22 protein-coding genes are annotated in these 21472 nt (G+C 72.5%); 14 read left to right on the forward strand and 8 right to left on the reverse strand.

The window, feature by feature from the left end:
• The first annotated feature begins 131 nt into the window (after positions 1-131).
• The 12 genes from HNQ01_RS07315 to HNQ01_RS07370 all read left to right on the forward strand — a co-directional run bounded on the left by HNQ01_RS07315 (position 132) and on the right by HNQ01_RS07370 (position 11803).
• Positions 132-1877 carry a proline--tRNA ligase gene (locus HNQ01_RS07315; protein WP_173804703.1) on the forward strand — a complete coding sequence of 582 codons (1746 nt, stop codon included), beginning with the start codon at positions 132-134 and terminating at the stop codon, positions 1875-1877.
• The gene (locus HNQ01_RS07320) at positions 1874-2548 is read left to right on the forward strand and encodes a lytic transglycosylase domain-containing protein (RefSeq protein WP_173804704.1); all 675 of its coding nucleotides are present in this window, start codon (positions 1874-1876) and stop codon (positions 2546-2548) included. Before HNQ01_RS07315 ends, HNQ01_RS07320 begins: the two co-directional genes overlap by 4 nt.
• 25 nt (positions 2549-2573) lie before the next feature.
• Positions 2574-2975, forward strand: a complete 402-nt coding sequence (locus HNQ01_RS07325; RefSeq protein WP_173804705.1) for a hypothetical protein — start codon at positions 2574-2576, stop codon at positions 2973-2975.
• Positions 2976-3095: 120 nt separating this feature from the next.
• On the forward strand, positions 3096-3791 hold the full coding sequence (locus HNQ01_RS07330) for a Bax inhibitor-1/YccA family protein (protein WP_173804706.1): 696 nt from the start codon (positions 3096-3098) through the stop codon (positions 3789-3791).
• Positions 3792-4053: 262 nt separating this feature from the next.
• Positions 4054-5088 (forward strand): glycosyltransferase family 2 protein, encoded by a 1035-nt coding sequence (locus HNQ01_RS22365; protein WP_173804707.1) that lies wholly within the window; start codon positions 4054-4056, stop codon positions 5086-5088.
• 82 nt (positions 5089-5170) lie between these two features.
• Positions 5171-6466, forward strand: coding sequence for a class I SAM-dependent methyltransferase (locus HNQ01_RS07340; RefSeq protein ID WP_173804708.1), 1296 nt, complete (start codon positions 5171-5173; stop codon positions 6464-6466).
• A gap of 5 nt (positions 6467-6471) precedes the next feature.
• On the forward strand, positions 6472-7590 hold the full coding sequence (gene rfbG / locus HNQ01_RS07345) for a CDP-glucose 4,6-dehydratase (RefSeq protein WP_286180588.1): 1119 nt from the start codon (positions 6472-6474) through the stop codon (positions 7588-7590).
• Positions 7587-8177, forward strand: a complete 591-nt coding sequence (locus HNQ01_RS07350) for a dTDP-4-dehydrorhamnose 3,5-epimerase family protein (RefSeq protein ID WP_173804709.1) — start codon at positions 7587-7589, stop codon at positions 8175-8177. The genes rfbG and HNQ01_RS07350 overlap by 4 nt, the downstream gene beginning before the upstream one ends.
• On the forward strand, positions 8177-9559 hold the full coding sequence (locus HNQ01_RS07355) for a DUF4910 domain-containing protein (RefSeq protein ID WP_173804710.1): 1383 nt from the start codon (positions 8177-8179) through the stop codon (positions 9557-9559). The genes HNQ01_RS07350 and HNQ01_RS07355 overlap by 1 nt, the downstream gene beginning before the upstream one ends.
• The gene (locus HNQ01_RS07360) at positions 9556-10407 is read left to right on the forward strand and encodes a sugar phosphate nucleotidyltransferase (protein ID WP_173804711.1); all 852 of its coding nucleotides are present in this window, start codon (positions 9556-9558) and stop codon (positions 10405-10407) included. The genes HNQ01_RS07355 and HNQ01_RS07360 overlap by 4 nt, the downstream gene beginning before the upstream one ends.
• Positions 10407-11057, forward strand: a complete 651-nt coding sequence (locus HNQ01_RS07365; RefSeq protein WP_173804712.1) for a PIG-L deacetylase family protein — start codon at positions 10407-10409, stop codon at positions 11055-11057. The genes HNQ01_RS07360 and HNQ01_RS07365 overlap by 1 nt, the downstream gene beginning before the upstream one ends.
• Positions 11054-11803, forward strand: a complete 750-nt coding sequence (locus HNQ01_RS07370) for an SDR family NAD(P)-dependent oxidoreductase (RefSeq protein WP_173804713.1) — start codon at positions 11054-11056, stop codon at positions 11801-11803. The genes HNQ01_RS07365 and HNQ01_RS07370 overlap by 4 nt, the downstream gene beginning before the upstream one ends.
• Here the strand turns inward: HNQ01_RS07370 and HNQ01_RS07375 are convergent.
• From HNQ01_RS07375 to hemA, 5 genes are all read right to left on the reverse strand, one after another.
• Entirely contained in the window at positions 11770-12393 is a 624-nt protein-coding gene (locus tag HNQ01_RS07375; RefSeq protein ID WP_286180564.1) for a UbiX family flavin prenyltransferase, read from the reverse strand. The genes HNQ01_RS07370 and HNQ01_RS07375 overlap by 34 nt on opposite strands.
• The gene (gene grxD, locus HNQ01_RS07380; RefSeq protein ID WP_173804714.1) at positions 12393-12707 is read right to left on the reverse strand and encodes a Grx4 family monothiol glutaredoxin; all 315 of its coding nucleotides are present in this window, start codon (positions 12705-12707) and stop codon (positions 12393-12395) included. Before grxD ends, HNQ01_RS07375 begins: the two co-directional genes overlap by 1 nt.
• 106 nt (positions 12708-12813) lie before the next feature.
• Complete coding sequence (gene prmC / locus HNQ01_RS07385) at positions 12814-13635, reverse strand: peptide chain release factor N(5)-glutamine methyltransferase (protein WP_173804715.1); 822 nt, start codon at positions 13633-13635, stop codon at positions 12814-12816.
• The gene (prfA, locus tag HNQ01_RS07390; RefSeq protein ID WP_173804716.1) at positions 13632-14714 is read right to left on the reverse strand and encodes a peptide chain release factor 1; all 1083 of its coding nucleotides are present in this window, start codon (positions 14712-14714) and stop codon (positions 13632-13634) included. Before prfA ends, prmC begins: the two co-directional genes overlap by 4 nt.
• Positions 14711-15994 carry a glutamyl-tRNA reductase gene (gene hemA, locus HNQ01_RS07395; RefSeq protein WP_173804717.1) on the reverse strand — a complete coding sequence of 428 codons (1284 nt, stop codon included), beginning with the start codon at positions 15992-15994 and terminating at the stop codon, positions 14711-14713. Before hemA ends, prfA begins: the two co-directional genes overlap by 4 nt.
• Before the next feature lie 77 nt (positions 15995-16071).
• Between hemA and HNQ01_RS07400 the strand changes: the two genes are divergently transcribed.
• On the forward strand, positions 16072-16359 hold the full coding sequence (locus HNQ01_RS07400) for a hypothetical protein (RefSeq protein ID WP_173804719.1): 288 nt from the start codon (positions 16072-16074) through the stop codon (positions 16357-16359).
• A gap of 33 nt (positions 16360-16392) precedes the next feature.
• Here HNQ01_RS07400 and HNQ01_RS07405 read toward each other — a convergent pair whose 3' ends face one another.
• Complete coding sequence (locus HNQ01_RS07405) at positions 16393-17364, reverse strand: LysR family transcriptional regulator (protein WP_173804721.1); 972 nt, start codon at positions 17362-17364, stop codon at positions 16393-16395.
• A gap of 9 nt (positions 17365-17373) precedes the next feature.
• A complete protein-coding gene (locus tag HNQ01_RS07410; RefSeq protein WP_173804722.1) occupies positions 17374-18291 on the reverse strand; it encodes an MBL fold metallo-hydrolase in 918 nt (305 codons plus the stop codon).
• Positions 18292-18383: 92 nt separating this feature from the next.
• Between HNQ01_RS07410 and HNQ01_RS07415 the strand changes: the two genes are divergently transcribed.
• On the forward strand, positions 18384-18995 hold the full coding sequence (locus tag HNQ01_RS07415) for a response regulator transcription factor (RefSeq protein ID WP_286180566.1): 612 nt from the start codon (positions 18384-18386) through the stop codon (positions 18993-18995).
• Positions 18996-19030: 35 nt separating this feature from the next.
• Here the strand turns inward: HNQ01_RS07415 and HNQ01_RS07420 are convergent, their stop codons facing one another.
• The gene (locus HNQ01_RS07420; protein WP_173804723.1) at positions 19031-21418 is read right to left on the reverse strand and encodes an ATP-binding response regulator; all 2388 of its coding nucleotides are present in this window, start codon (positions 21416-21418) and stop codon (positions 19031-19033) included.
• Between the last annotated feature and the right edge of the window lie 54 nt (positions 21419-21472).

The raw sequence follows: 21472 nt of genomic DNA on the forward strand, positions 1-21472 counted from the left end.
ATTTTCACGTTGAACCCATTATTGCACCGGGTCCGATTGGCGCAACCCCGCGGATCACCCGAGCATGGACAAGGGCTCCCGTCGCCTGTCCAGAGGTTCCACTCAGTACCCGTCCGCGTACCGACCACCCCATGAAAGCCTCCCAGTTCTTCATCGCCACCCTGAAGGAAGCGCCCGCCGATGCCGAGGTGATCAGCCACAAGCTGATGATGCGAGCCGGCATGATCAAGCGCCTGGGCGCGGGCATCTACAACTACATGCCGATGGGGCTGCGCGTGATCCGCAAGGTCGAGGGCATCATCCGCGAGGAGATGAACCGCGCCGGTGCCGTCGAGCTGCTGATGCCGGTGGTGCAGCCGGCCGAGCTGTGGCAGGAGACGGGCCGCTTCGACAAGATGGGGCCGGAGATGATGCGGGTGAAGGACCGGCATGACCGCGACTTCATCATCCAGCCGACCTCGGAGGAGGTGGTGACCGACATCGCGCGTCAGGAGCTGCGCAGCTACAAGCAGCTGCCGAAGAACTTCTATCACATCCAGACGAAGTTCCGCGACGAGCGCCGGCCGCGCTTCGGCATCATGCGCGGGCGCGAGTTCACGATGAAGGACGCCTACTCCTTCGACCGCAGCCCCGAGGCGGCAGCCAAGAGCTACGAGACGATGTTCGCGGCCTACAAGCGCATCTTCGACCGCTTCGGCCTGCAGTACCGCGCCGTCGCGGCCGACACCGGCGCGATCGGCGGCGACCTCAGCCACGAGTTCCAGGTCATCGCCCAGACCGGCGAGGACGCGATCATCTACTGCCCGACCAGCGACTACGCCGCCAACATCGAGCTGGCCGAGGCCGTGGCACCCGCCACGCCGCGCGCCGAGCCGACCGCCGAGATGGTCAAGACGCTGACGCCGGGCAAGAGCACCTGCGCCGATGTCGCTGCCTTCCTCGGCCTGCCGCTGACGAAGTCGCTCAAGAGCCTGGTGCTGGCCACCGACACGCTCGACGAGCAGGGCAACCCGGCCGGCTCGACCGTCTGGCTGCTGCTGCTGCGCGGCGACCACGAGATGAACGAGGTCAAGGTCGGCAAGGTCGAGGGCCTGAAGGCGGGCTTCCGCTTCGCCACGCTGGCCGAGATCGACGAGCACTTCGGCTGCAAGCCCGGCTACCTGGGCCCGGTCGGTCTGAAGAAGCCGGTGAAGATCATCGCCGACCGCACGGTGGCCGCGATGAGCGACTTCTGCTGCGGCGCCAACGAGGCCGACTACCACCTGACCGGCGTGAACTGGGGCCGCGACCTGCCCGAGCCCGATCTGGTCGCCGACCTGCGCAACGTCGTCGAGGGCGACCCGTCGCCGGACGGCCAGGGCGTGCTGGCGATCGAGCGCGGCATCGAGGTCGGCCACGTCTTCTACCTCGGCACCAAGTACTCGAAGGCGATGAACGCGACCTTCCTGGACGAGACCGGCAAGCCGGCGCTGATGGAGATGGGCTGCTACGGCATCGGCGTCACGCGCATCCTGGGCGCGGCCATCGAGCAGAGCCACGACGCGCGCGGCATCATCTGGCCGGACGCGATCGCCCCGTTCACCGTGGCGATCTGCCCGATCGGCTACGACCGCTCGGCCGAGGTCAAGGCCGCCGCCGATGCGCTGCACGACGAGCTGCTGGCCGCCGGCGTCGACGTGATGCTCGACGACCGTGGCGAGCGCCCGGGCGCGATGTTCGCCGACTGGGAGCTGATCGGCGTGCCGCACCGCGTGGTGCTGTCCGACCGCGGCCTGAAGGAAGGCCAGGTCGAGTACCAGGGCCGCCGCGACGAGGCCGCGACCAAGGTCGCCGCCGCGGAGGTGGCCGCCTTCGTGAAGGGCCGCCTGAAGGCATGAGCTGCCGGCGCCGCGCCTGGCTCGCCTGGGCCGGATCGACGCTGGCCGGGCTGGGCGCCAGTCCGGCGGCGCACGCCGGCGGCCAGGTCGAGGAGCCGCTGGCCGACGCGGTGCGCACCGCGCTGTCGGCGGCGGTGGCGGGCAACGGCGCGCCGCCCAAGCTCGAGTTCGCGTCGATCGAGGCGCGGCTGGCCCACCTGCGCTGGCTCGGCGCGATGAGCGAGCGGCTGGCGCGGCGCAAGGCCGACTTCGACGTGCGCCGCGAGTTTCTCGAGACGGTCTGGTACGAGAGCCGGCGCGCCGGGCTCGATCCCGCGCTGGTGCTCGGGCTGATCGAGGTCGAGAGCGGATTCCGCAAGTACGCGATCTCCAGCGTCGGCGCGCGCAGCTACATGCAGGTCATGCCCTTCTGGGCGCGCACGATCGGCGATGGCGACGCGGCGCGGCTTTTCCACATGCAGACCAACCTGCGCTTCGGCTGCGTGATCCTGCGCCACTACCTCGACCGCGAGAAGGGCGACCTGTTCATGGCGCTGGGCCGCTACAACGGCAGCCGCGGCCAGGCGGCCTATCCGAACATGGTGATGGCGGCACGGCGCCGCTGGGACTATGGCGATCCGGCCGCGTCGCTGGCCGCGGCGGCGCTGCCGGCACCTTCGCCTGCGCGGTGATGGCCGTTTCGCTACACTCGAATCCATGACCCGTCGGCTGATCACCCTGTTCGCGACGCTGCTGCTGCTGTGCGCCGGCCTGTCCGGCGCGGCGCGGGCGGCGGTGGCGACGGCCGTGCTGGCCGAGCGGGCCTTTCCGGAGATCGTGTCGGTCGGCAGCCCGGCCGAGACGGTCCGGACCGTGATCGAGGCGCCCGGGTCGCCGGCCCCGCTGCCGGATCCGGACGCCGACCCGGCATTCCCGAGCCTGGCGCTCGACGGCGAGCCGGGTCTGGAACTGGCCGACGTGCCGCCGCCCCTGCCGCCCTGTGCCCCGCCGACGCCCGGCTGCGCCGGCGCGCTGCGCGTGGCGCCGCCGTGCGCGCTGACCGCGCCGGCCTCGCCCTATCTCGAGGGCCTGCTCCGGCCGCCCAGCCTGCGCGGCTGAGCCCTCCGAGCGGGCTGCGCCGCCCGGCGCGCCCGCATGCACGACGCCCTGCGCGCGCAGGTGCCCGCCCGTGCTCCCCCGCCTGCATTCCCGCTTTCCGGACCTTTCCAGGAGATCCTCATGTCCGATCTGTTCCAGAACCACGGCTTCGCGTCGATCGCGATGCCCAGCGCCGCCGAGCGCAACCGCGTGATGCGCAACACCTACTGGCTGCTTGCGCTGTCGATGATTCCCACCGTGCTGGGCGCCTGGCTCGGCGTGGCCACCGGCGTGACGCGGCTGATGTCGCCGATGGTGGGGCTGGTCGTGTTCATGGCCGGCGCGTTCGGCTTCATGTTCGCGATCGAGAAGACGAAGAACTCGGCCGCCGGCGTGCCGGTGCTGCTGGTCTTCACCTTCTTCATGGGCCTGATGCTGTCGCGCCTGATCGGCACGGTGCTGGGCCTGTCCAACGGCGCCAGCCTGATCATGACGGCCTTCACCGGCACCGGTCTGATCTTCTTCGGCATGGCCACGCTGTCGACGGTGATCAAGCGCGACCTGTCGTCGATGGGCAAGTTCCTGTACATCGGCGCGATGCTGCTGCTGGTGGCGGGCATCGCCAACATCTTCCTGCAGTCGAGCGCGCTGATGATCACGCTGTCGGTGCTGGCCATCGGCATCTTCTCGGCCTTCATCCTGCACGACCTCAAGCGCATCGAGAACGGCGAGGAGACCAACTACATCACCGCCACGCTGGGCATCTACCTGAGCCTGTACAACGTGTTCCAGTCGCTGCTGTCGCTGCTGGGCATCTTCGGCGGCAACGACGACTGACACGGACGCCGCCAGCCGGGCGCAGCCCCGGCCGGCACCGCCGCACCGGCATCCGGGCGGCCGATCGCCTCGCGCGGTCGGCCGCCCTTTTTGCTGGGCACCGTCTTTTTCTCTTCCTGTCCTCGTTCTTTCCTTTGCATCTGCGGTGACCCCCGGCCGGGGGAGTTCTGTCGCGGGATGGTCTCCAGGAGGACATTCCAAGAAGATAATGATTCATAAGTCACGTCTGGTTACGATGTGATCTCGTCATGAGTCTTCACCGATGCCTGTCTCGATCGTCGTCCTGAACTACAACTACGGTCGCTTCGTCGCGGCGGCCATCGAGTCGGCGCTGGCGCAGACCGCGCCGGGCTGCGAGGTCATCGTCGTCGACAACGGCTCGACCGACGATTCGGCCGAGGTGATCGCGCGCTACGCGGACCGGGTGAGGGTGGTGCGCCAGCCGGTCAACATCGGCCAGGGCCAGGGCTACAACCTCGGCATCGAGGCGGCGCGCGGCGAATGGATCGTCTGGCTCGACGCCGACGACCTGCTCGATCCGGACGCGATCGCGACCTGTCTGGCCGCGGCCGACGACAGCACCGCCAAGGTCCAGTACGCGCTGCGCCTGATCGACGCCGAGGGCCGGCCGCTTGGCGGCACCATGCCCTACCTCAGCCACCACGGCGACGTGGTGCCGATCATCCGCCGGCTCGGCCACTACGCCGGCCCGCCCGGCAGCGGCAACCTCTACCGGCTGCGCGCGGTCGCGCCCTATTTCCCGGTCGATCCGAAGGACTGGCCGATCTGCACCGACACCGTGCCGTTCCTGACCGCGCCGTTCCATGGCCGTGTCGTCCATGTCGAGCGCCCGCTGGGCAGCTACCGGCTGCACCGCAGGCCGGCCGACCGCGACGCGCCGGGCTACCGCGGCAACTACAGCGGCAGCGTCGGCCAGGAGGTGCGGCTGGTGGTCGACAGCCGCGAGCGCACGCTCGAGCTGCTGCGCCAGCGCTCGGGCCTGCGCATCGATGCGCCGGCGCTGATGCTGCCCACGCATGTGCGCCACCGCATCACCTCGTGGCGCTGGGCGCCCGAGTCCCATCCCTTTCCCGACGACAGCGCCGACAGCCTGTGGGCGCTGATGCGCGCGTCGCTGCGGCACTGCCCCGGCTACGGCGAGGCGCAGCGCGCGGCGCTGCTGGCCTGGGCGGCCGGCGCGCTCTTCCTGCCCGCGCCGATGGCCGGCGCGGTGATGAACGGCGCGCAGCCGCTGCGCGAGGCGCTGGGCCGCTGGCGTCGTCGCGCCGGAGCCTGAGGCGCTGCCGTGCGCGAGTCCGTGCGCGCGAGGTGCGCCGGCCGCTCCATTTCCTGATCCGAATGCCGAGAAGAAGTCCGCCATGAACGACGATGCGAACGACGTGAACGACGACGTGAACGACCCGAAGCGGGCCGACCGCCTGCTGCCGGCCTGCCGCTTCTGCGGCACGCCGCTGCGCACCAGCTTCGTCGACCTGGGCCTGAGCCCGCTGTGCCAGACCCACATCGAGGCGCACCAGCTCGGCGAGATGGAGCGCTTCTATCCGCTGCATGCGCGCGTGTGCGAGCAGTGCTTCCTGGTGCAGCTGCCGGCCTTCGTCGCGCCGGACGAGATCTTCGGCGAGTACGCCTACTTCTCGTCCTTCTCGTCGAGCTGGGTCGAGCATGCGCGCCGCTACACCGCGCAGATGACCGAGCGCTACCGGCTCGGCGCGCACAGCCGCGTCGTCGAGGTCGCCAGCAACGACGGCTATCTGCTGCAGCACTTCGTCGCCGCCGGCGTGCCGGTGCTGGGCATCGAGCCGGCGGCCAATGTCGCGCGCGCCGCCGAGGCCCGCGGCGTGCCGACCCGGGTGGACTTCCTGGGCGAGGCCACCGGCCGGGCGATCGCGGCCGAGTTCGGCGCCGCCGACCTGGTGCTGGGCAACAACGTGCTGGCCCATGTGCCCGACATCAACGACTTCGTGCGCGGGCTGCGCGCGCTCTTGGCGCCCGCGGGCGTCATCACGATGGAGTTCCCGCACCTGATGCGGCTGATCGAGCGCAGGCAGTTCGACACCATCTACCACGAGCACTTCAGCTACCTGTCGTTCTCGACGGTGGAGCGCATCTTCGCCGCACACGGCCTGGTGCTGCACGACGTGGAGGAACTGCCGACGCACGGCGGCTCGATCCGCATCCACGCGCGCCACGCCGCGAACGCGGCGCTGCCGGTGGGCGAGCGCGTCGCCGAGATGCGCGAGCGCGAGCGCACGCTGGGCTACCACGCGATCGAGCGCTATCTCGGCTTCGGCGAGCAGGTCCGCCAGGTCAAGCACCGGCTGCTGGCCCACCTGATCGAGGCGAAGGCGGCCGGACGCAAGGTGGTCGGCTACGGCGCGCCGGGCAAGGGCAACACGCTGCTGAACTACTGCGGCATCCGCAGCGACTTCCTGGACTTCACCGTCGACGCCAATCCCTACAAGCAGGGCAAGTTCACGCCCGGCACCCGCATCCCGATCCTCGCGCCCGAGGCGCTGCGCCAGGCGCGGCCCGACGAGGTGCTGATCCTGCCGTGGAACCTGAAGGACGAGATCGTCGAGCAGCACGGCTACATCCGCGAATGGGGCGGGCGCTTCATCGTGCCGATCCCGCAGCTCGAGGTGATCACGCCGTGAGCGCCATGTCTGCCATGAACGCCGCCGTCATCGATCCCGCCTTCTGGCGCGGCCGCCGGGTGATGCTGACCGGCCACACCGGCTTCAAGGGCGCCTGGCTGGGGCTGCTGCTGCACCGGCTCGGCGCCGAGGTGCTGGGCTTCTCGCTGCCGCCGCCGACCGTGCCCAGCCTGTTCGATCTGGCCGGCGTCGGCGCCGACCTGCGCACCGTCACCGGCGACGTGCGCGACGCCGCGGCGCTGGCGGCGGCGGTGCGCGACTTCGCGCCCGAGGTGCTGCTGCACATGGCCGCGCAGTCGGTGGTGCTGGACTCGTATGCCGATCCGCTGGGCACCTACTCGACCAACGTGATGGGCACCGCGAACCTGCTCGAGGCGGTGCGCCGCGCCGGCCTGAAGCGGCCGCTGGCGCTGGTCAACGTCACCACCGACAAGGTCTATCACAATCAGCGCTGGCTCTGGAGCTACCGCGAGAACGAGGCGCTGGGCGGGCGCGATCCGTACTCGAACAGCAAGGCCTGCTCGGAGCTGGTGACGCAGTCCTTCGTCGCCTCCTTCTTCCCGCCGGAGCGGCGGGCCGAGCACGGCGTCGCGGTGGCGTCGGCGCGCGCGGGCAATGTCATCGGCGGCGGCGACTGGACGCCGCACCAGCTGGTGCCGGCCATCATCGCCGCGGCGCAGGCCGGGCAGCCGGTGGCGCTGCGCAACCCGGCCGGCGTGCGGCCCTGGCAGCATGTGCTCGACTGCCTGCACGGCTACCTCGGCCTGGCCGAGCGGCTGCTGCGCGAGCCGCATCTGGCGGCCGGCGACTGGAACTTCGGGCCGCCCTCCGACGAGGTGGTCACCGTCGCGCAGGTGGCCGAGGGCGTCGCCCGCCACTGGGCGCTGTCGCCGGCCTGGACCCAGGTGCCGGGCGAGCGTCCGCCCGAGGAGCCCGAGCTGCGCCTGGACTGCAGCAAGGCCGCGCGACGGCTGGGCTGGCGCTGCCGGCTGGCGACGCCGCAGGCGCTGGACTGGGTCGCGCAGTGGCATCTGCGCCATCAGGCGGGCGAGGGCGCGCGCCAGATCTGTCTGGACCAGATCGACGCCTTTCTCGCGCACCTCGGGCTGGAGGCGCCGCGATGAGCACGCTGCGCTACGTCGCGCTGGCGATCGAGGGCGCCTTCCGGCTCGAGCCGCAGCCGGTGCAGGACGAGCGCGGCGGCTTTGCGCGGCTGTGGTGCCGCGACACGCTGCGCGCGGCCGGCCTGGACGAGGCGCGGCTGGCGGTGATGCAGACCAGCGCGTCCTTCAATCGCCGCGCCGGCACGCTGCGCGGCCTGCATTTCGCCTGGCCGCCGGCGCAGGAGGCCAAGGTGGTGCGCTGCGCGCGCGGGCGCATGCTCGACGTGCTGCTCGACCTGCGGCCCGGCTCGCCGACCTGGCTGCGCCATGTCGCGGTCGAGCTCGATGCCGACACCCGTCAATCGCTGGTGGTGCCGGCGGGCGTCGCGCACGGCTTCCAGACCCTGGTCGACGACACCGAGGTCCACTACATGATGAACGAGGCCTGGCGGCCGGACTGCGCCGCCGGCGTGCGCCCGGACGATCCGGCCTTCGGCGTGGCCTGGCCGCTGCCGGTCGCGGCGATCTCCGAGCGCGACCGCGACGCGCCCGACTTCGACGCCGACGCGCACCGCCGGCGCTGGTCGGCCGGCGGGGAGGGCCGCTGATGGCGCTGCTGCTCGACGAGCTGCGCTCGACCGACGGCGCCGCCGAGGCCGGCGCGCGGGCCTGGCGCCTGGCCGAGGCGATGTATCCGCTGTGCCGCAGCCTGACGGGCGCCGGCGTGCGCGCCACGCTCGACCTGATCGAGACGCAGGGCGGCCTGCCGCTGCAGCGCACCGAGGTGCCCAGCGGCACGCCGGTGCACGACTGGGAGGTGCCGCTCGAGTGGAACGTGCGCGACGCCTGGATCGCCGATGCCGGCGGCCGGCGGGTCGTCGACTTCCGCGCCCACAACCTGCACCTGATGAGCTACTCGGTGCCGGTGCGCCGGCAGATGACGCTGGAGGAACTGCAGCCGCACCTGCACTCGCTGCCCGAGCGGCCCGACGACATTCCCTACCGCACCAGCTACTACCGCGAGCACTGGGCCTTCTGCCTGCGCCACCGCGACCGCGAGCGTCTGGGCCCGGGCCCCTACGAGGTGGTGGTCGACAGCACGCTGGCGCCGGGCCACCTGACGCTGGCCGAGTTCGTCGTGCCGGGGCAGAGCGACGACGAGATCCTGGTCCACACCCATGTCTGCCATCCCTCGCTGGCCAACGACAACCTCGCCGGCATCGCGGTGGCGGTCGAACTGGCGCGGGCGCTGGGCCGCAGCCGGCCGCGCCACACCTGGCGCTTCATCTTCGCGCCCGGCACGATCGGCTCGCTGACCTGGCTGGCGCTGCGCCCGCAAGTGCTGCCGCGGGTGTGCGCCGGCCTGGTGCTGGGCCTGCTGGGCGACGGCGCGCCGCTGCAGTACAAGCGCAGCCGCCGCGGCGACACGCTGACCGACCGCGCCGCCGCGCATGTGCTGGCCGGCCTCGAGGGCGCGCGCCTGCTCGACTTCGAGCCCTACGGCTACGACGAGCGCCAGTACGGCTCGCCCGGCTTCGACCTGCCGGTGGGGCGGCTGACCCGCTCGGTCAACGGCGGCTACCCCGAATACCACTGCAGCGCCGACGACATGACGCTGCTGCGCCCCGAATCGCTGGCCGGCGCGCTGCAGGCGCTGGCGCGGCTGGCGCAGGTGCTCGACGGCAACCGCCGCCTGCTCAACCTCAGCCCCTTCGGCGAGCCGCGGCTGGGCCGGCGCGGGCTCTACCGCAGCACCGGCGGCCACGCGCCGGGCGCCTTCGAGCACGCGCTGCTGTGGGTGCTGAGCCAGTCCGACGGCGCGCACGACCTGCTGGCCATCGCCGAGCGCGCGCGGCTGCCCTTCGAGGCGATCGAGGCCGCCGCCGAGGCGCTGCAGCAGGCCGGGCTGCTGCGCGATCTCGCGCCGGGCGAGCCCGCCCCGGCCTTCACGATCCCTGGCTCCCAGACCCCGAAAGGCACCCCGACATGAAAGTCGTCCTGTTCTGCGGCGGACTCGGCACGCGGCTGCGCGAGCATTCCGACACCATCCCGAAGCCGCTGGTCAACATCGGCGTGCGGCCGATCCTGTGGCACCTGATGCGCTACTACGCGCACTTCGGCCACAAGGAATTCATCCTCTGCCTGGGCTACCGCGGCGACCTGATCCGCGACTATTTCCTGAACTACAACGAGTGCCTGTCGAACGACTTCGTGCTCAGCGAGGGCGGCCGGCGCGTCGAGCTGATGCGCAGCGACCTGCAGGACTGGAAGATCACCTTCGTCGACACCGGCCTGCACGCCAACATCGGCCAGCGCCTGCTGCGGGTGCGCAAGTACCTCGGCGACGACGAGGAGTTCCTCGCCAACTACGCCGACGGCCTGAGCGACCTGCCGCTGGACCGCCACATCGCCGAGTTCCGCGCGCGCGGCGCCGCCGCCAGCTTCGTCGCGGTGCCCTCGCCGCAGAGCTTCCACACGCTGCACGGCGACGAGGACGGCCTGGTGACCTCCTTCGGCCCGATGAGCGAGGCCAGCCCCTTCTGGATCAACGCCGGCTTCTTCTGCCTGCGCCGCGAGATCTTCGACCTGATCGAGGAGGGCGACGAGCTGGTGGAGGCGCCGTTCCAGCGCCTGATCGCGCAGCGCCGGCTGGGTGTGTTCCGCTACCGCGGCTTCTGGCAGGCGATGGACACCTTCAAGGACAAGATCACCTACGACCGCATGGAGGGGCGCGGCGAGTGCCCGTGGATGGTCTGGAAGGACCGCACGCCGGAGGCGCTCGAGGCGCTCGACGGGGCCGCGCCGCTCGGGCTGGCCGGCGACCGGGCCGCGGCGTGATGCTGCGGCTCGATCCGGCCGCCGGGCGCCGGCGGCTGCATCTGCTGTGCCTGGGCGCGCACAGCGACGACCTGGAGATCGGCTGCGGCGGCGCGCTGCTGCGCTGGCTGGCCGAGGTGCCCGAGCTGCACCTGACCTGGGTGGTGCTGAGCGCGCCGGGCGAGCGCGCCCGGGAGGCGCGGCGCAGCGCGCGTGCGCTGATGAAGGGGGCGGCCGGGCTGGAGATCGTCATCGGCGACTTCGCGGACGCGCAGTTCCCGGCCGAGCTGCCGCGGCTGAAGGCCTTCCTGGCCGATCTGGGTCGGCGGGTGTCGCCCGACCTGGTGCTGACGCACCGGCTGGAGGACCGCCACCAGGACCACCGCACGGTGGCCGAGCTGACCTGGCAGACCTGGCGCGACCATCTGATCCTCGAGTACGAGATCCCGAAGTACGAGGGCGATCTGGGCCAGCCCAATGTCTATGTGCCGCTGACGGCCGAGCAGGCCCGGCGCAAGGTCCGCCACCTGATGCGCCACTTCGGCAGCCAGCGCTCGAAGGGCTGGTTCTCGGAGGCGACCTTCCGCGGCCTGATGGCGCTGCGCGGCATCGAGTGCCGCGCGCCCGACGGCCAGGCCGAGGCGCTGCACGCGCGCAAGGTGGTGCTGTGAGCGCAGACGGACCGCCGCCGCAGCGGCTGGTGCTGCTCAGCGGCGGCTCGCGCGGGCTGGGCGCGGCGCTTGCGGCGGGCTGGCGCGGCGAGGGCTGGCGGGTGCTGACGCTGTCGCGCACCGAGCCGCCCGACACGCCGCCGGGCGACTGGATCCGCGCCGATCTGGCCGATCCGGTCGCGGCCGCCGCCGCGCTGTCGGCGGCGCTGGCCGGCATCGATCCGGCCGGCGTGGAGGCGCTGATCGTGCTGCACAACGCCGCGACGCTGGAGCCGCTCGGCCCGGTCGAGCAGGCCGCGCCCGAGGCGCTGGCCGCCGGGCTGCAGGTCGGGCTGGTCGCCGGGGTCACGCTGCTGGCCGCCGCGATGGCGCATTTCCGCGCCTGCTCGGGGCGCAAGATCGTCGCGCAGGTCAGCTCGGGCGCGGCGCTGCGCAGCCACGCCGGGCTGACGGTCTACGGCGCGGTCAAGGCCGGACTGGACCACTTCATCCGCGGGCTGGCGGTCGACGAGGCGCAGCAGCCCCGGCCCTTTCTCCCGGTCTCGCTCGATCCGGGCGCGATGGACACCGCGATGCAGCAGCGCCTGCGCCAGCGGGATGCGGCCGGCAGCCGCCAGCGCGAGCAGGCCGGCCGGCTCGGGGCGGTGGAGGAGGTCGCGGCGTGGATGCGCGCGCTGCTGGCCTCACCCGGGCTGGAGCCGGGCTCGCGCCATCATGTGCGCGACGGGCTGGCCGGCGTCGTCTGACCGAGCCCGGCCCAGGCCTGCGGCCGGGCCGCGGCGATGCCGGCGAGCTGCAGCACCCGCTCGACCGTCTCGTCGACCAGCTCGGCGATGGTCTGCGGCCGGTGGTAGAAGGCCGGCAGCGGCGGGAAGACGATGCCGCCCATCTCGGTGACGGCGGTCATGTTGCGCAGATGCGCGAGGTTGAACGGCGTCTCGCGCACCATCAGGATCAGGCGGCGGCGCTCCTTGAGCGTCACGTCGGCCGCGCGGGTCAGCAGGTTGTCGCCGAAGCCGTGCGCGATCGCGGCCAGCGTCTTCATCGTGCAGGGCGCGATCACCATCGCCGCGGTGTCGAAGCTGCCGCTGGCGATGCAGGCGCCGATCTCGCCGGGCGCATGCGCGACCGCGGCCAGCGACTCCAGCGCGCGCCGGTCCAGGCCGCACTCGTGGTGCACGTTGAGCACGCCCGAGGGCGTGACCACCAGATGCGTCTCGACGCCCAGGTCGCGCGCGCGCTCGAGCAGGCGCACGCCATAGGCCGCGCCGGACGCTCCGGTGATGCCGACGACCAGCCGCGGGCGTGTCGCCGGGGCGGTCATCGCGTCCGGCATCAGGCCTTCGGGGCCAGCAGCTGCTGCAGCTCGCCGGCCTGGTACATCTCCATCATGATGTCCGAGCCGCCGACGAACTCGCCGTTGACGTAGAGCTGCGGGATGGTCGGCCAGTTCGAGTAGTCCTTGATGCCCTGGCGGATCGCCGGATCCTCGAGCACGTTGACGGCCGTGATCTGGCTGACGCCGCAGGCCTTCAGGATCTGCACCGCGCGGCCGGAGAAGCCGCACTGCGGAAACTGGGCGGTGCCCTTCATGAACAGGACAACCGGGTTGCCCTTGACGAGTTCGTCGATCTGCTGGTGGGTGCTCATGGCGTGTCGGAGGGAGGTGGAGAAAGGGAAACAGGGGCAGTGCCAGGGCCGATTTATACGGCAAAGCCGCGGCGCCGGCCGGCGGTCCGGCAAGAGACCGTGCCGCTCAGTCCGGACGGCGCGCGCCGGTGCAGCGGCGGTGGCCGGCCAGGTCCTGGCGGTGCGACACCGCCTGCCAGCCGGCCGCGCGCAGCAGCGCGGCGACCGCGTCGGCCTGGTCGTGGCCGTGCTCGAGCAGCAGCCAGCCGCCGGACGCCAGATGCGCGGGCGCGTCGGCGACGATCTGGCGGATCGCGTCCAGGCCGTCGGCGCCGGAGGTCAGCGCCAGGATCGGCTCGTGGCGCAGCGCCGGCAGGTGCGTGTCACCCTCGGCGATGTAGGGCGGGTTGCTGACGATCAGGTCGAAGCGGCGCCCGACCAGCGGCGCGAACCACGCGCCCTCATGCCAGTTCACCGCCAGCCCGAGCCGCTCGCCGTTGCCGCGCGCGACCGCCAGCGCCGCCGGGCTGAGGTCGACCGCGCTGACCTGCGCATCCGGCCGCCGCGACTTGAGCGCCAGCGCGACGGCGCCGCTGCCGGTGCCCAGATCGACCAGTGCGCGGCCCGGCGGCAGCGCGGCCAGCATGTCCAGCGCCCAGTCGACCAGCGTCTCGGTGTCGGGCCGCGGGTCGAGCACGTCGGGCGTGACCGCCAGCATCAGGCCGTGGAACTCGTGCTGGCCGGTCAAGTAGGCGACCGGGACCTCGTCCTGGCGCCGGGCCAGCCAGTCCTGCCAGCGCGCCTGCTGCGCGGCGTCGAGCGGCGCGTCGTCATGCGTCAGCAGCCAGGTGCGCGAGCGCGCCAGCAGCGCGCCGAGCAGCGCCATCGCGTCCGCGCTGTCCAGCCCCTGCGCCCGGGCCTGGCGCAGCGCCTCGGCGACGCTCGTCATGCCTGCGCTTCCATCTCGGCCAGCAGCTCGGCGGCGCGGGCGGCCCTCAGCGCGGCGATGACCTCGTCCAGATCGCCTTCCATGATGCTGCCCAGCTTGTAGAGCGTCAGGTTGATGCGGTGGTCGGTCAGGCGGCCCTGCGGGAAGTTGTAGGTGCGGATGCGGTCGGAGCGGTCGCCGGAGCCGATCAGGCCCTTGCGGGTCGCGGCCTCGCGGGCCTGGCGCTCCAGCCGCTCCTTGTCGCGCAGGCGGGCGGCGAGCACAGCGAGTGCCTTGGCCTTGTTGCGGTGCTGGCTGCGGTCGTCCTGGCATTCGGCCACCAGCCCGGTCGGCAGGTGGGTGACGCGCACCGCCGAGTCGGTCTTGTTGATGTGCTGGCCGCCGGCGCCGCTGGCGCGGAAGGTGTCGATGCGCAGCTCAGCCGGGTTGAGCGTGACCTCCTCGGCCTCGTCCGGCTCGGGCAGCACCGCCACCGTGCAGGCGCTGGTGTGGATGCGCCCTTGCGTCTCGGTGGCCGGCACGCGCTGCACGCGGTGGCCGCCGGACTCGAACTTCAGCGCTTCATAGACCGCGTCGCCGGCCAGCCGCACGACCACTTCCTTGTAGCCGCCGAGGTCGGATTCGTTCGCCGACATGATCTCGGCCTGCCAGCCCTGGCGCTCGGCGTGGCGCAGGTACATGCGCAGCAGGTCGCCGGCGAAGAGCGCCGACTCGTCGCCGCCGGTGCCGGCGCGGATCTCGAGAAAGGCGCTGCGGTCGTCGTCCGGGTCGCGCGGCAGCAGGGCCGTCTGCAGCTCGGCGTCGAGCCGGGCGATGTCGGCCTCGGCGGCGGCGATCTCCTCGCGCGCCATCTCGGCCAGATCGGCGTCGTCCAGCATCGCGCGGGCATCGTGCAGGTCGTGCTCGCGCTGCTGCAGCTGCGTCCAGCGCCCGGCCAGGGCCGAGACGCGCGCATGGTCGCGGGTGAGGGTGCGCAGCCGGCCGATGTCGGCCATGACCTGCGGATCGGCCAGGGCGGCGTCGAGTTCGGCAAGGCGCAGGATCTGGCGGTCGAGCTGCTGGCGCAGGAAAGGCGTCATCGGGTCGGGTTCTCGCCGCGCAGGAACAGCCGCGTGACCGCGTCGATCATCTGCGCGCGCTGCTGCGGGTCGGCGTTGTGCAGTTCGGCCATCGCGCCGTGCAGCATCTTCTGCGTCAGGCTGCGCGCCAGCGCCTCCAGCGCGTCCTCGGGCGAGTCGCCGCGGGCCAGCAGCTTGCGCGCGCGGGCCAGCTCGTGCTGGCGCCACTGCTCGGCCTGCGCGTTGAGCGAGCGGATCAGCGGCACGGTGGCGCGCTGGTCGAGCCAGTGCACGAAGTTCTGCACGCCCGACTCGATGATGGCCTCGGCCTGCGCGACCGCGGCCTGGCGCTTCTCGCCGGCGGTCTGCACCACCGCCGACAGGTCGTCGACGGTGTAGAGGTAGACGTCTTCCAGCTGCGCGACCTCGGGCTCGATGTCGCGCGGCACGGCCAGGTCGACCATGAACATCGGGCGGCGGCGGCGCGCCTTCAGCGCGCGCTCGACCGCTCCCAGGCCGATCAGCGGCAGCGCGCTGGCGGTGCAGGACACCACCGCGTCGAACTCGTGCAGCCGCGAGGGCAGGTCGGCCAGGCGCATCACCTCGGCGCCGAACTGCGCGGCGAGCTTCTCGCCGCGCTCGAGCGTGCGGTTGGCGATGCTGATGTGGCGCGGCGCCTTCGCGGCGAAGTGGGTCGCGGCCAGCTCGATCATCTCGCCGGCGCCGACGAAGAGGATGCGGATGCGGCTGAGGTCCTCGAAGATCTGCCCGGCCAGGCGCACCGCGGCGGCGGCCATGCTGATCGAGTGCGCGCCGATCTCGGTGGAGGTGCGCACCTCCTTGGCGACCGAGAAGGAGCGCTGGAAGAGCTGGTGCAGCGTCGTGCCGAGCGCGCCGGCGGCGTCGGCCTCGCGCACCGCCTGCTTCATCTGGCCGAGGATCTGCGCCTCGCCCAGCACCATCGAGTCCAGCCCGGAGGCGACGCGGAAGGCGTGGCGCGCGGCCTCCTGGCGCTCCATCACATGCGTGTGGCGCAGCAGCTCGTCGGCGCTGACGCCGCCGTGCGTGGCCAGCCATTCCAGCGTCGGGCGCACCAGCGCGCGGCCCTGCGTCGGATCGGTGGCGATGTACAGCTCGGTGCGGTTGCAGGTCGACAGCAGGGCGGCTTCCGGGGTCGCGCGCGACAGGCCGGAGCGCAGTCCGTGCAGTGCGGCCGGAATCTGCTCCAGCGTGAACGCGAACCGGCCGCGCAGGTCGACCGGCGCGGTGTGATGGTTCAGGCTGAGGGCGAAGACGCTCATCCCGCGATTGTAAGATCCCGGGCCTGCCGTCAAACCTTGATGTCCGTCACGTTCCTGTGCGTGAGGCTCCCCGAAAGATGGGTCCGATCGACGCCTTCTGGCATTTCTGCAACTTCCTCGCGCCGGCCTGCATCGTGGCTGCGCTGACGACGGCCGCCTGCCGGCTGCTGTGGCGGCGCGAGCTCGCCGGCCGGCGCTGGCGCGAGCTGCTGCAGCCGACGCTGCTGGTGGCGGTGCTGGCGCAGCTCGCCGGGCTGGTGGTCTGGGGCCGCGACGGCCGGATCGCCACCTACGCGCTGCTGGTGCTGGCGGTGGCGCTGGCGCTGTGGTGGCGCGCCTTCGGCCCGGCGCGGCGCGAGGGCTGAACCTCGGGCCGCTTCAGGCCACCTCTGGCTGTCTCAGGACGACAGGGCCAGCGCGGCTCGGCCGTTCGACGGATCCTGCGCCGGGTCCTGCCACGGGTCGTGGTCGCCGCCGCCGTAGGTGCGCAGCAGGAAGTCCCAGAAGGCGCGGGTGCGCGCCGGCACATGCTTGCGGGCCGGCCGGGTCATCCACAGGCCGATGCTCAGCGCATGCCACTGCGGCAGCACCCGCTCGAGCTGTCCCTGGCGCAGCGCCTGCTCGACCACCAGCGAGGTCAGACCGGCGATGCCCAGGCCGGCCAGCGCGGCCGCGTGCAGCGTGTCGGTGTGCGCGGTCGTCAGCAGCGGCACGCGCGGGGCCGGCACCCGCATGCTGCTGCCGTCGCCGGCGTGGTGCAGCACCAGCTCGCGCTGCATCGGCGGCGAGGTCGCCGGCAGCAGCAGCTGGTGGCGCTCGAGGTCCTGCGGCACGGCCGGGCGGCCGTGGCGGTCGAGGTAGTCCGGCGACGCGCACAGGATCACGTCGCTGCGCGCGAGCTGGCGCACGACGAAATCGCCCTCGGGCGGCTCGCGCATCGCCAGGATGGTGATGTCGTGCAGCTCGTCGGAGCCGGCGTAGTCGCCGCTGGGCGTCAGCGTCAGCGTGATGCGCGGATGCTCGGCATGGAATGCGGGCAGATGGCGGGCGAGCTGGTGGCAGGCGAAGGCCGAGGGCACCATCACCCGCAGGTGGCCCTGGGGCTCGTCGGTGGCGTCCTGCACCAGCGCCTCGGCCTCGTCGAGATCGGCCAGGATCACCCGCACCCGCTCCAGATAGCGCTCGCCCAGGCCGGTCAGCGCCAGGCTGCGGGTGGTGCGCTCGATCAGGCGGACGCCGAGGTGGTCCTCGAGCTCGGCGATCAGCCGGGTGACGACGGCCGGGGCCAGGTCGAGCGCCCGGGCGGCGCCGGCAAAGCTGCCCTCGTCGATGACTCGCGTGAAGACGCGCATGGCGCGCAGCTGATCCATGAAGACTCCCTAGACATCGTGAATCACGTGCAGCTCGTCCAGGCGCAGCGCGCCGACGGCCAGCAGTTCTCGGAGCAGCTCGTGCAGCCAGTCGGCCGGCGAGCCGTCGAAGCCCGCTCTGCGGCGGGTGGAGGAAAAAAGCGGGGTGCCCGATGCCCACGCCAGCGTCTCGGCGAGGGGTTGCCGGCGCACTTCCATCAGATGGTATTTCAGCAGCACTTTTGCTGCATGACGGAAATGCAATGTCGGTTGCGCGACAAAACGGGACAGTCTCGTTTCAGCCCGGCGCAGTGCGGCGCCGACATCCTCGAACGGTGCCCCATGACCGGGAATGACCCGGCGTGGCGCGATGCGCGCGATCAGCGCCAGCGTCTCGGCGACCTGGTCGAAGGCGCTCTCGCCGTCGAGCTCCGGGAACACCACGCCGAAGCCGTTGTGCCACAGCGCATCGGCCGAGATCAGCACGCCGTCGACGGCATCGAACAGCATCAGCGCATCCGGATCGTGCCCCGGCGCGGCCAGCACCTCCCAGGTGCGGCGGCCGACCTGCAGGCGCTCGCCCGGCGACAGCGCGTCGTCGGCATGGAAGCGCTCGCAGCGCTGGCCGGTCGGCCGGTACCCGAGCCTGTCCTCGTCCCAGCGGTTCACCGCGCCCAGCAGGCTGCCGGGGACCGCGATGCGTGGACTGAACGTCGCCGCCACCCGGGCATTGCCGCCGCAGTGGTCCGAGTGGAGATGGGTGTTGACCAGACGCGCCAGCGGCTCCGTGCCGAGCGCCTGGCGCAGCAGCGCCAGCGTCTGAGGCGCATGCAGGCAGTGGCCGGTGTCGACCAGCACCGCGCCCTCGCCGGGCTCGCCGTGCAGCACGATGTTGTTGGACGACAGCCAGCCGCGCTCGAGCACCGTCAGGTCGGGAATATTCACCATGGTCGATCCGTCCGCTTCCGTTGCGCGTCACGCAAACGGGTGAGGGATCCCGAGTTTCGTGACGCTACAGTCATCGGCGGGGGGGACGCATCATGAAGACTCTGGTGCTTGTCGATGATCATGTGATGTTCAGGGAGGGCATGTCGCTGCTGCTTCGGCAGCGGCTGCCCGAGCTGCGCGTGCTCGAGGCCGGATCGCTGCATCTGGCGCTGCGGCTGCTCGAGCGCCAGCGCCAGCCGGTCGATCTGGTCATGCTCGATCTGGAGCTGCGCGACAGCCGTGGCCTGGCGACGCTCGACCGGCTGCGTGGCGACTGGCCGCGGCTGCCGGTGCTGGTGGTGTCGGGTTCGCTCGACGAGTCGCTGGCCGGCGAGGCGCTGCGCCGCGGCGCGAGCTGCTTCCTGAGCAAGTCGGTCGGCTCGGACCGGCTGATCGAGACGCTGCGGCGCACGCTGCTGGTCGACGCCGGCGAGGCGCCCGAGCGGGCCGAGCCGCTGTCGGACCGGCAGCAGGAGGTGCTGGGCCTGCTGCTCGAGGGCAAGTCGAACAAGCTGATCTGCCGCGAGCTCGACCTGTCGGAGGCGACGGTCAAGTCGCACCTGCAGGCGATCTTCCGCAAGCTCGAGGTCAGCAGCCGGACGCAGGCGGTGCTGGCCGCGGTGCGGCTCGGCCTGAGTCCGGACGGCTCCGGCGGTCCGCGCTGAGGCGAGGCGCGCGGCGCGCGGGGCGGACGTGCCGGTCATGGCGCGGCTCCCGCGCCGCCGAGCGCCGCCAGCAGGGCCTGCGCGCTGCAGGGCTTGGGCAGCACCGGGTGGCCGCAGCGCTGCAGCCGCTGCCGCTCCGGGCCGCTGACATCGCCGGTCACGATCAGCACCGCGGTGCGCGGATGGCGCCCGCGCAGGCGCGCGGCCGCCTGCAGGCCGTCGCCGTCGGGCAGGCGCAGGTCGGTCAGCAGCGTGTCCGGTGCCGCTTCGCCGGTCTGCTCGATCAGCCGGTCGAGCTCGCGCAGCGACTCGCAGGCGACGACCCGCGCGCCCCAGCCGCCGAGCCGCTGGCGCAGCGCGTCGCGCAGCAGCGCGTCGTCCTCGATCAGCCAGATGTGGCGGCCCTCGAGCGGGAGCGCCCGGTGCGGCGCGGCCGGCTCGGCGACCTCGGCCGGCACGACGGATCCGGTCGGTGCGGCCGGCCGCGCGCGCGGCAGCTCCAGCGAGAAGCAGCTGCCGCGGCCCGGCACCGAGCGCAGCGACAGCGGCGCGCCCAGCAGCGTCGCGCAGCGCCGCACGATCGCCAGGCCGAGACCGACGCCCTGGCGGCGGTCGCGGCCAGGATTGTTCAGCTGCACGAACTCGTCGAACACCCGCTGCTGCTGCGCCGGATCGATGCCGGGGCCGGTGTCGAGCACGACCAGGCGCAGCCGGCCCGGCCCGGCCGGGCGTGCGCCCACCAGCACGCCGCCGCGCCGCGTGTGCTGCACCGCGTTGCCGACCAGATTGCGCAGGATCTGCTCGAGCAGCAGCGCGTCGGCGTCGACCACCGCGTCGGTCGGATGCACGATCAGCCGCAGGCCCTTGCGGTGCGCCTGCACGTCGCAGTCGGCCGCGATGGCGCGCAGCAGCGGCTGCAGCGCCACGGCCTGGCGCTGCACCTGCGTGCGCCCGCCCTCCAGCCGCGACAGGTCGAGCAGGCCGCCGAGCAGTTCCTCCATCGCGCGGCCGGCCTCGTCCAGACGCTGTCCGAGCAGGTCGAGCGTGTGCCGCGCCGGCACGGCCGCGGTGGCGGTGGCGCCGCCGGCCTGCTCGCGGGCGTGGTCCTGCAGCAGGCTGATCAGCATGCGCATCGTCGCCATCGGCTGGCGCAGGTCATGGCTGGCCGCGGCCAGGAAGCGGTCGCGGGCCTGCACGGCCGCCTCCAGCGCGCGGGTGCGCTGCTCGACGCGCTGCTCGAGCTCGGCGCGGTCGAGGTCGGTGCGCCGCAGCGCCTCGGCCAGCCGCGCCAGCAGGCGCAGCGCGAAGCCGGCGACGATCAGCGGCGTGGCCGCCGGCATCCAGTAGTCGTCCATCACCGAGGTCAGGCCGATCTGGTAGGCATAGTCGTGCAGCCCGGCGACCAGCACCGCGCCCAGGCCCAGCGGCATCAGTGCCCGCGCTGGCAGGCTGTGTCCGGGCGAATGGCGCACCAGCAGCGCCAGCGCCACCAGCACGCTTCCCAGCAGCGGCGGATAGGCCAGCTGGCGGGTCAGGTCGGGCTCGCCGGCGGCGAAGCCGGCCGTGCCGAGCAGCGCGATCAGCAGCGCGCCGCCGTCGAGCGCCCGTCGCAGCCGCGGCCGCTGCAGTCCGGTGTGCAGCAGCACGAAATGGCCCAGCAGCACCGCGGTGCCGATCTGGGCCAGGAAGAAGAGCCAGCCGCTGGCCGGCCCCGGCACCGGCGAGGCGCCGCTGAAATAGGCCTGGTTGCGCAGCGTCGCCAGCAGCGCCAGCAGGCCGAAGCAGCCCAGCGCCTGCTCCTGGCGGCGGTTCGACCACAGCATCAGCATGAACAGCGCGATGCCGCTGGCCGCGGCATTGACCAGCTGCAGCCGCAGGCGGCCCTGCTGGTGTGCCCACAGTGCGCCGCGCTCGAGCGCCTCGGCGTCGTCGTAGAGCGGCGCCGACAGGCCCGCGCGCGGCAGGCCCGCGCCGACCTCGATCTCGACGAGATTGCGCCCTTCGCGCAGCAGCACCGGCGGCACCGGCAGCAGCAGCGAGCCCAGCGTCAGCGCGCCCTGCGGCTGCGAGAGGCGGTCGACCAGCAGGTGATCGTTGACGCGCACCCGGTGGCGTGTCGGCAGCCGCTCGATCCACAGCGCGCCGGGATGTTCCAGACGGGCCCGGTCGAGCTGCAGCGTCAGCCGGTACAGGCCGGACCGGTCGGTCGGCTGGTCGCGCCGGCGCCAGGAGTCGGGCAGCGCCACCGGCTGCCACAGGCCGCTGCCGTCGACCATGAACTCGGCCTGGTCCAGACGCAGCGGCGCACCGGTCCGCGGCGCATCCGCACCGACAGGCAGGCAGGCCAGCAGCACCAGTGCCAGCAGCACGCCGCCGGGCAGGTGCCGGAGCAGGGGGATCAGGACACGCGTGAGGGACGGCATCGGTCGACGAGGGACGGATTCAGGCGAGCATCTTGCCGGTGGGACCGGGTCCGC

The organism is Sphaerotilus uruguayifluvii, from assembly GCF_013294065.1.
In the GTDB taxonomy this organism is placed as follows: Bacteria; Pseudomonadota; Gammaproteobacteria; order Burkholderiales; family Burkholderiaceae_C; genus Sphaerotilus; species Sphaerotilus uruguayifluvii.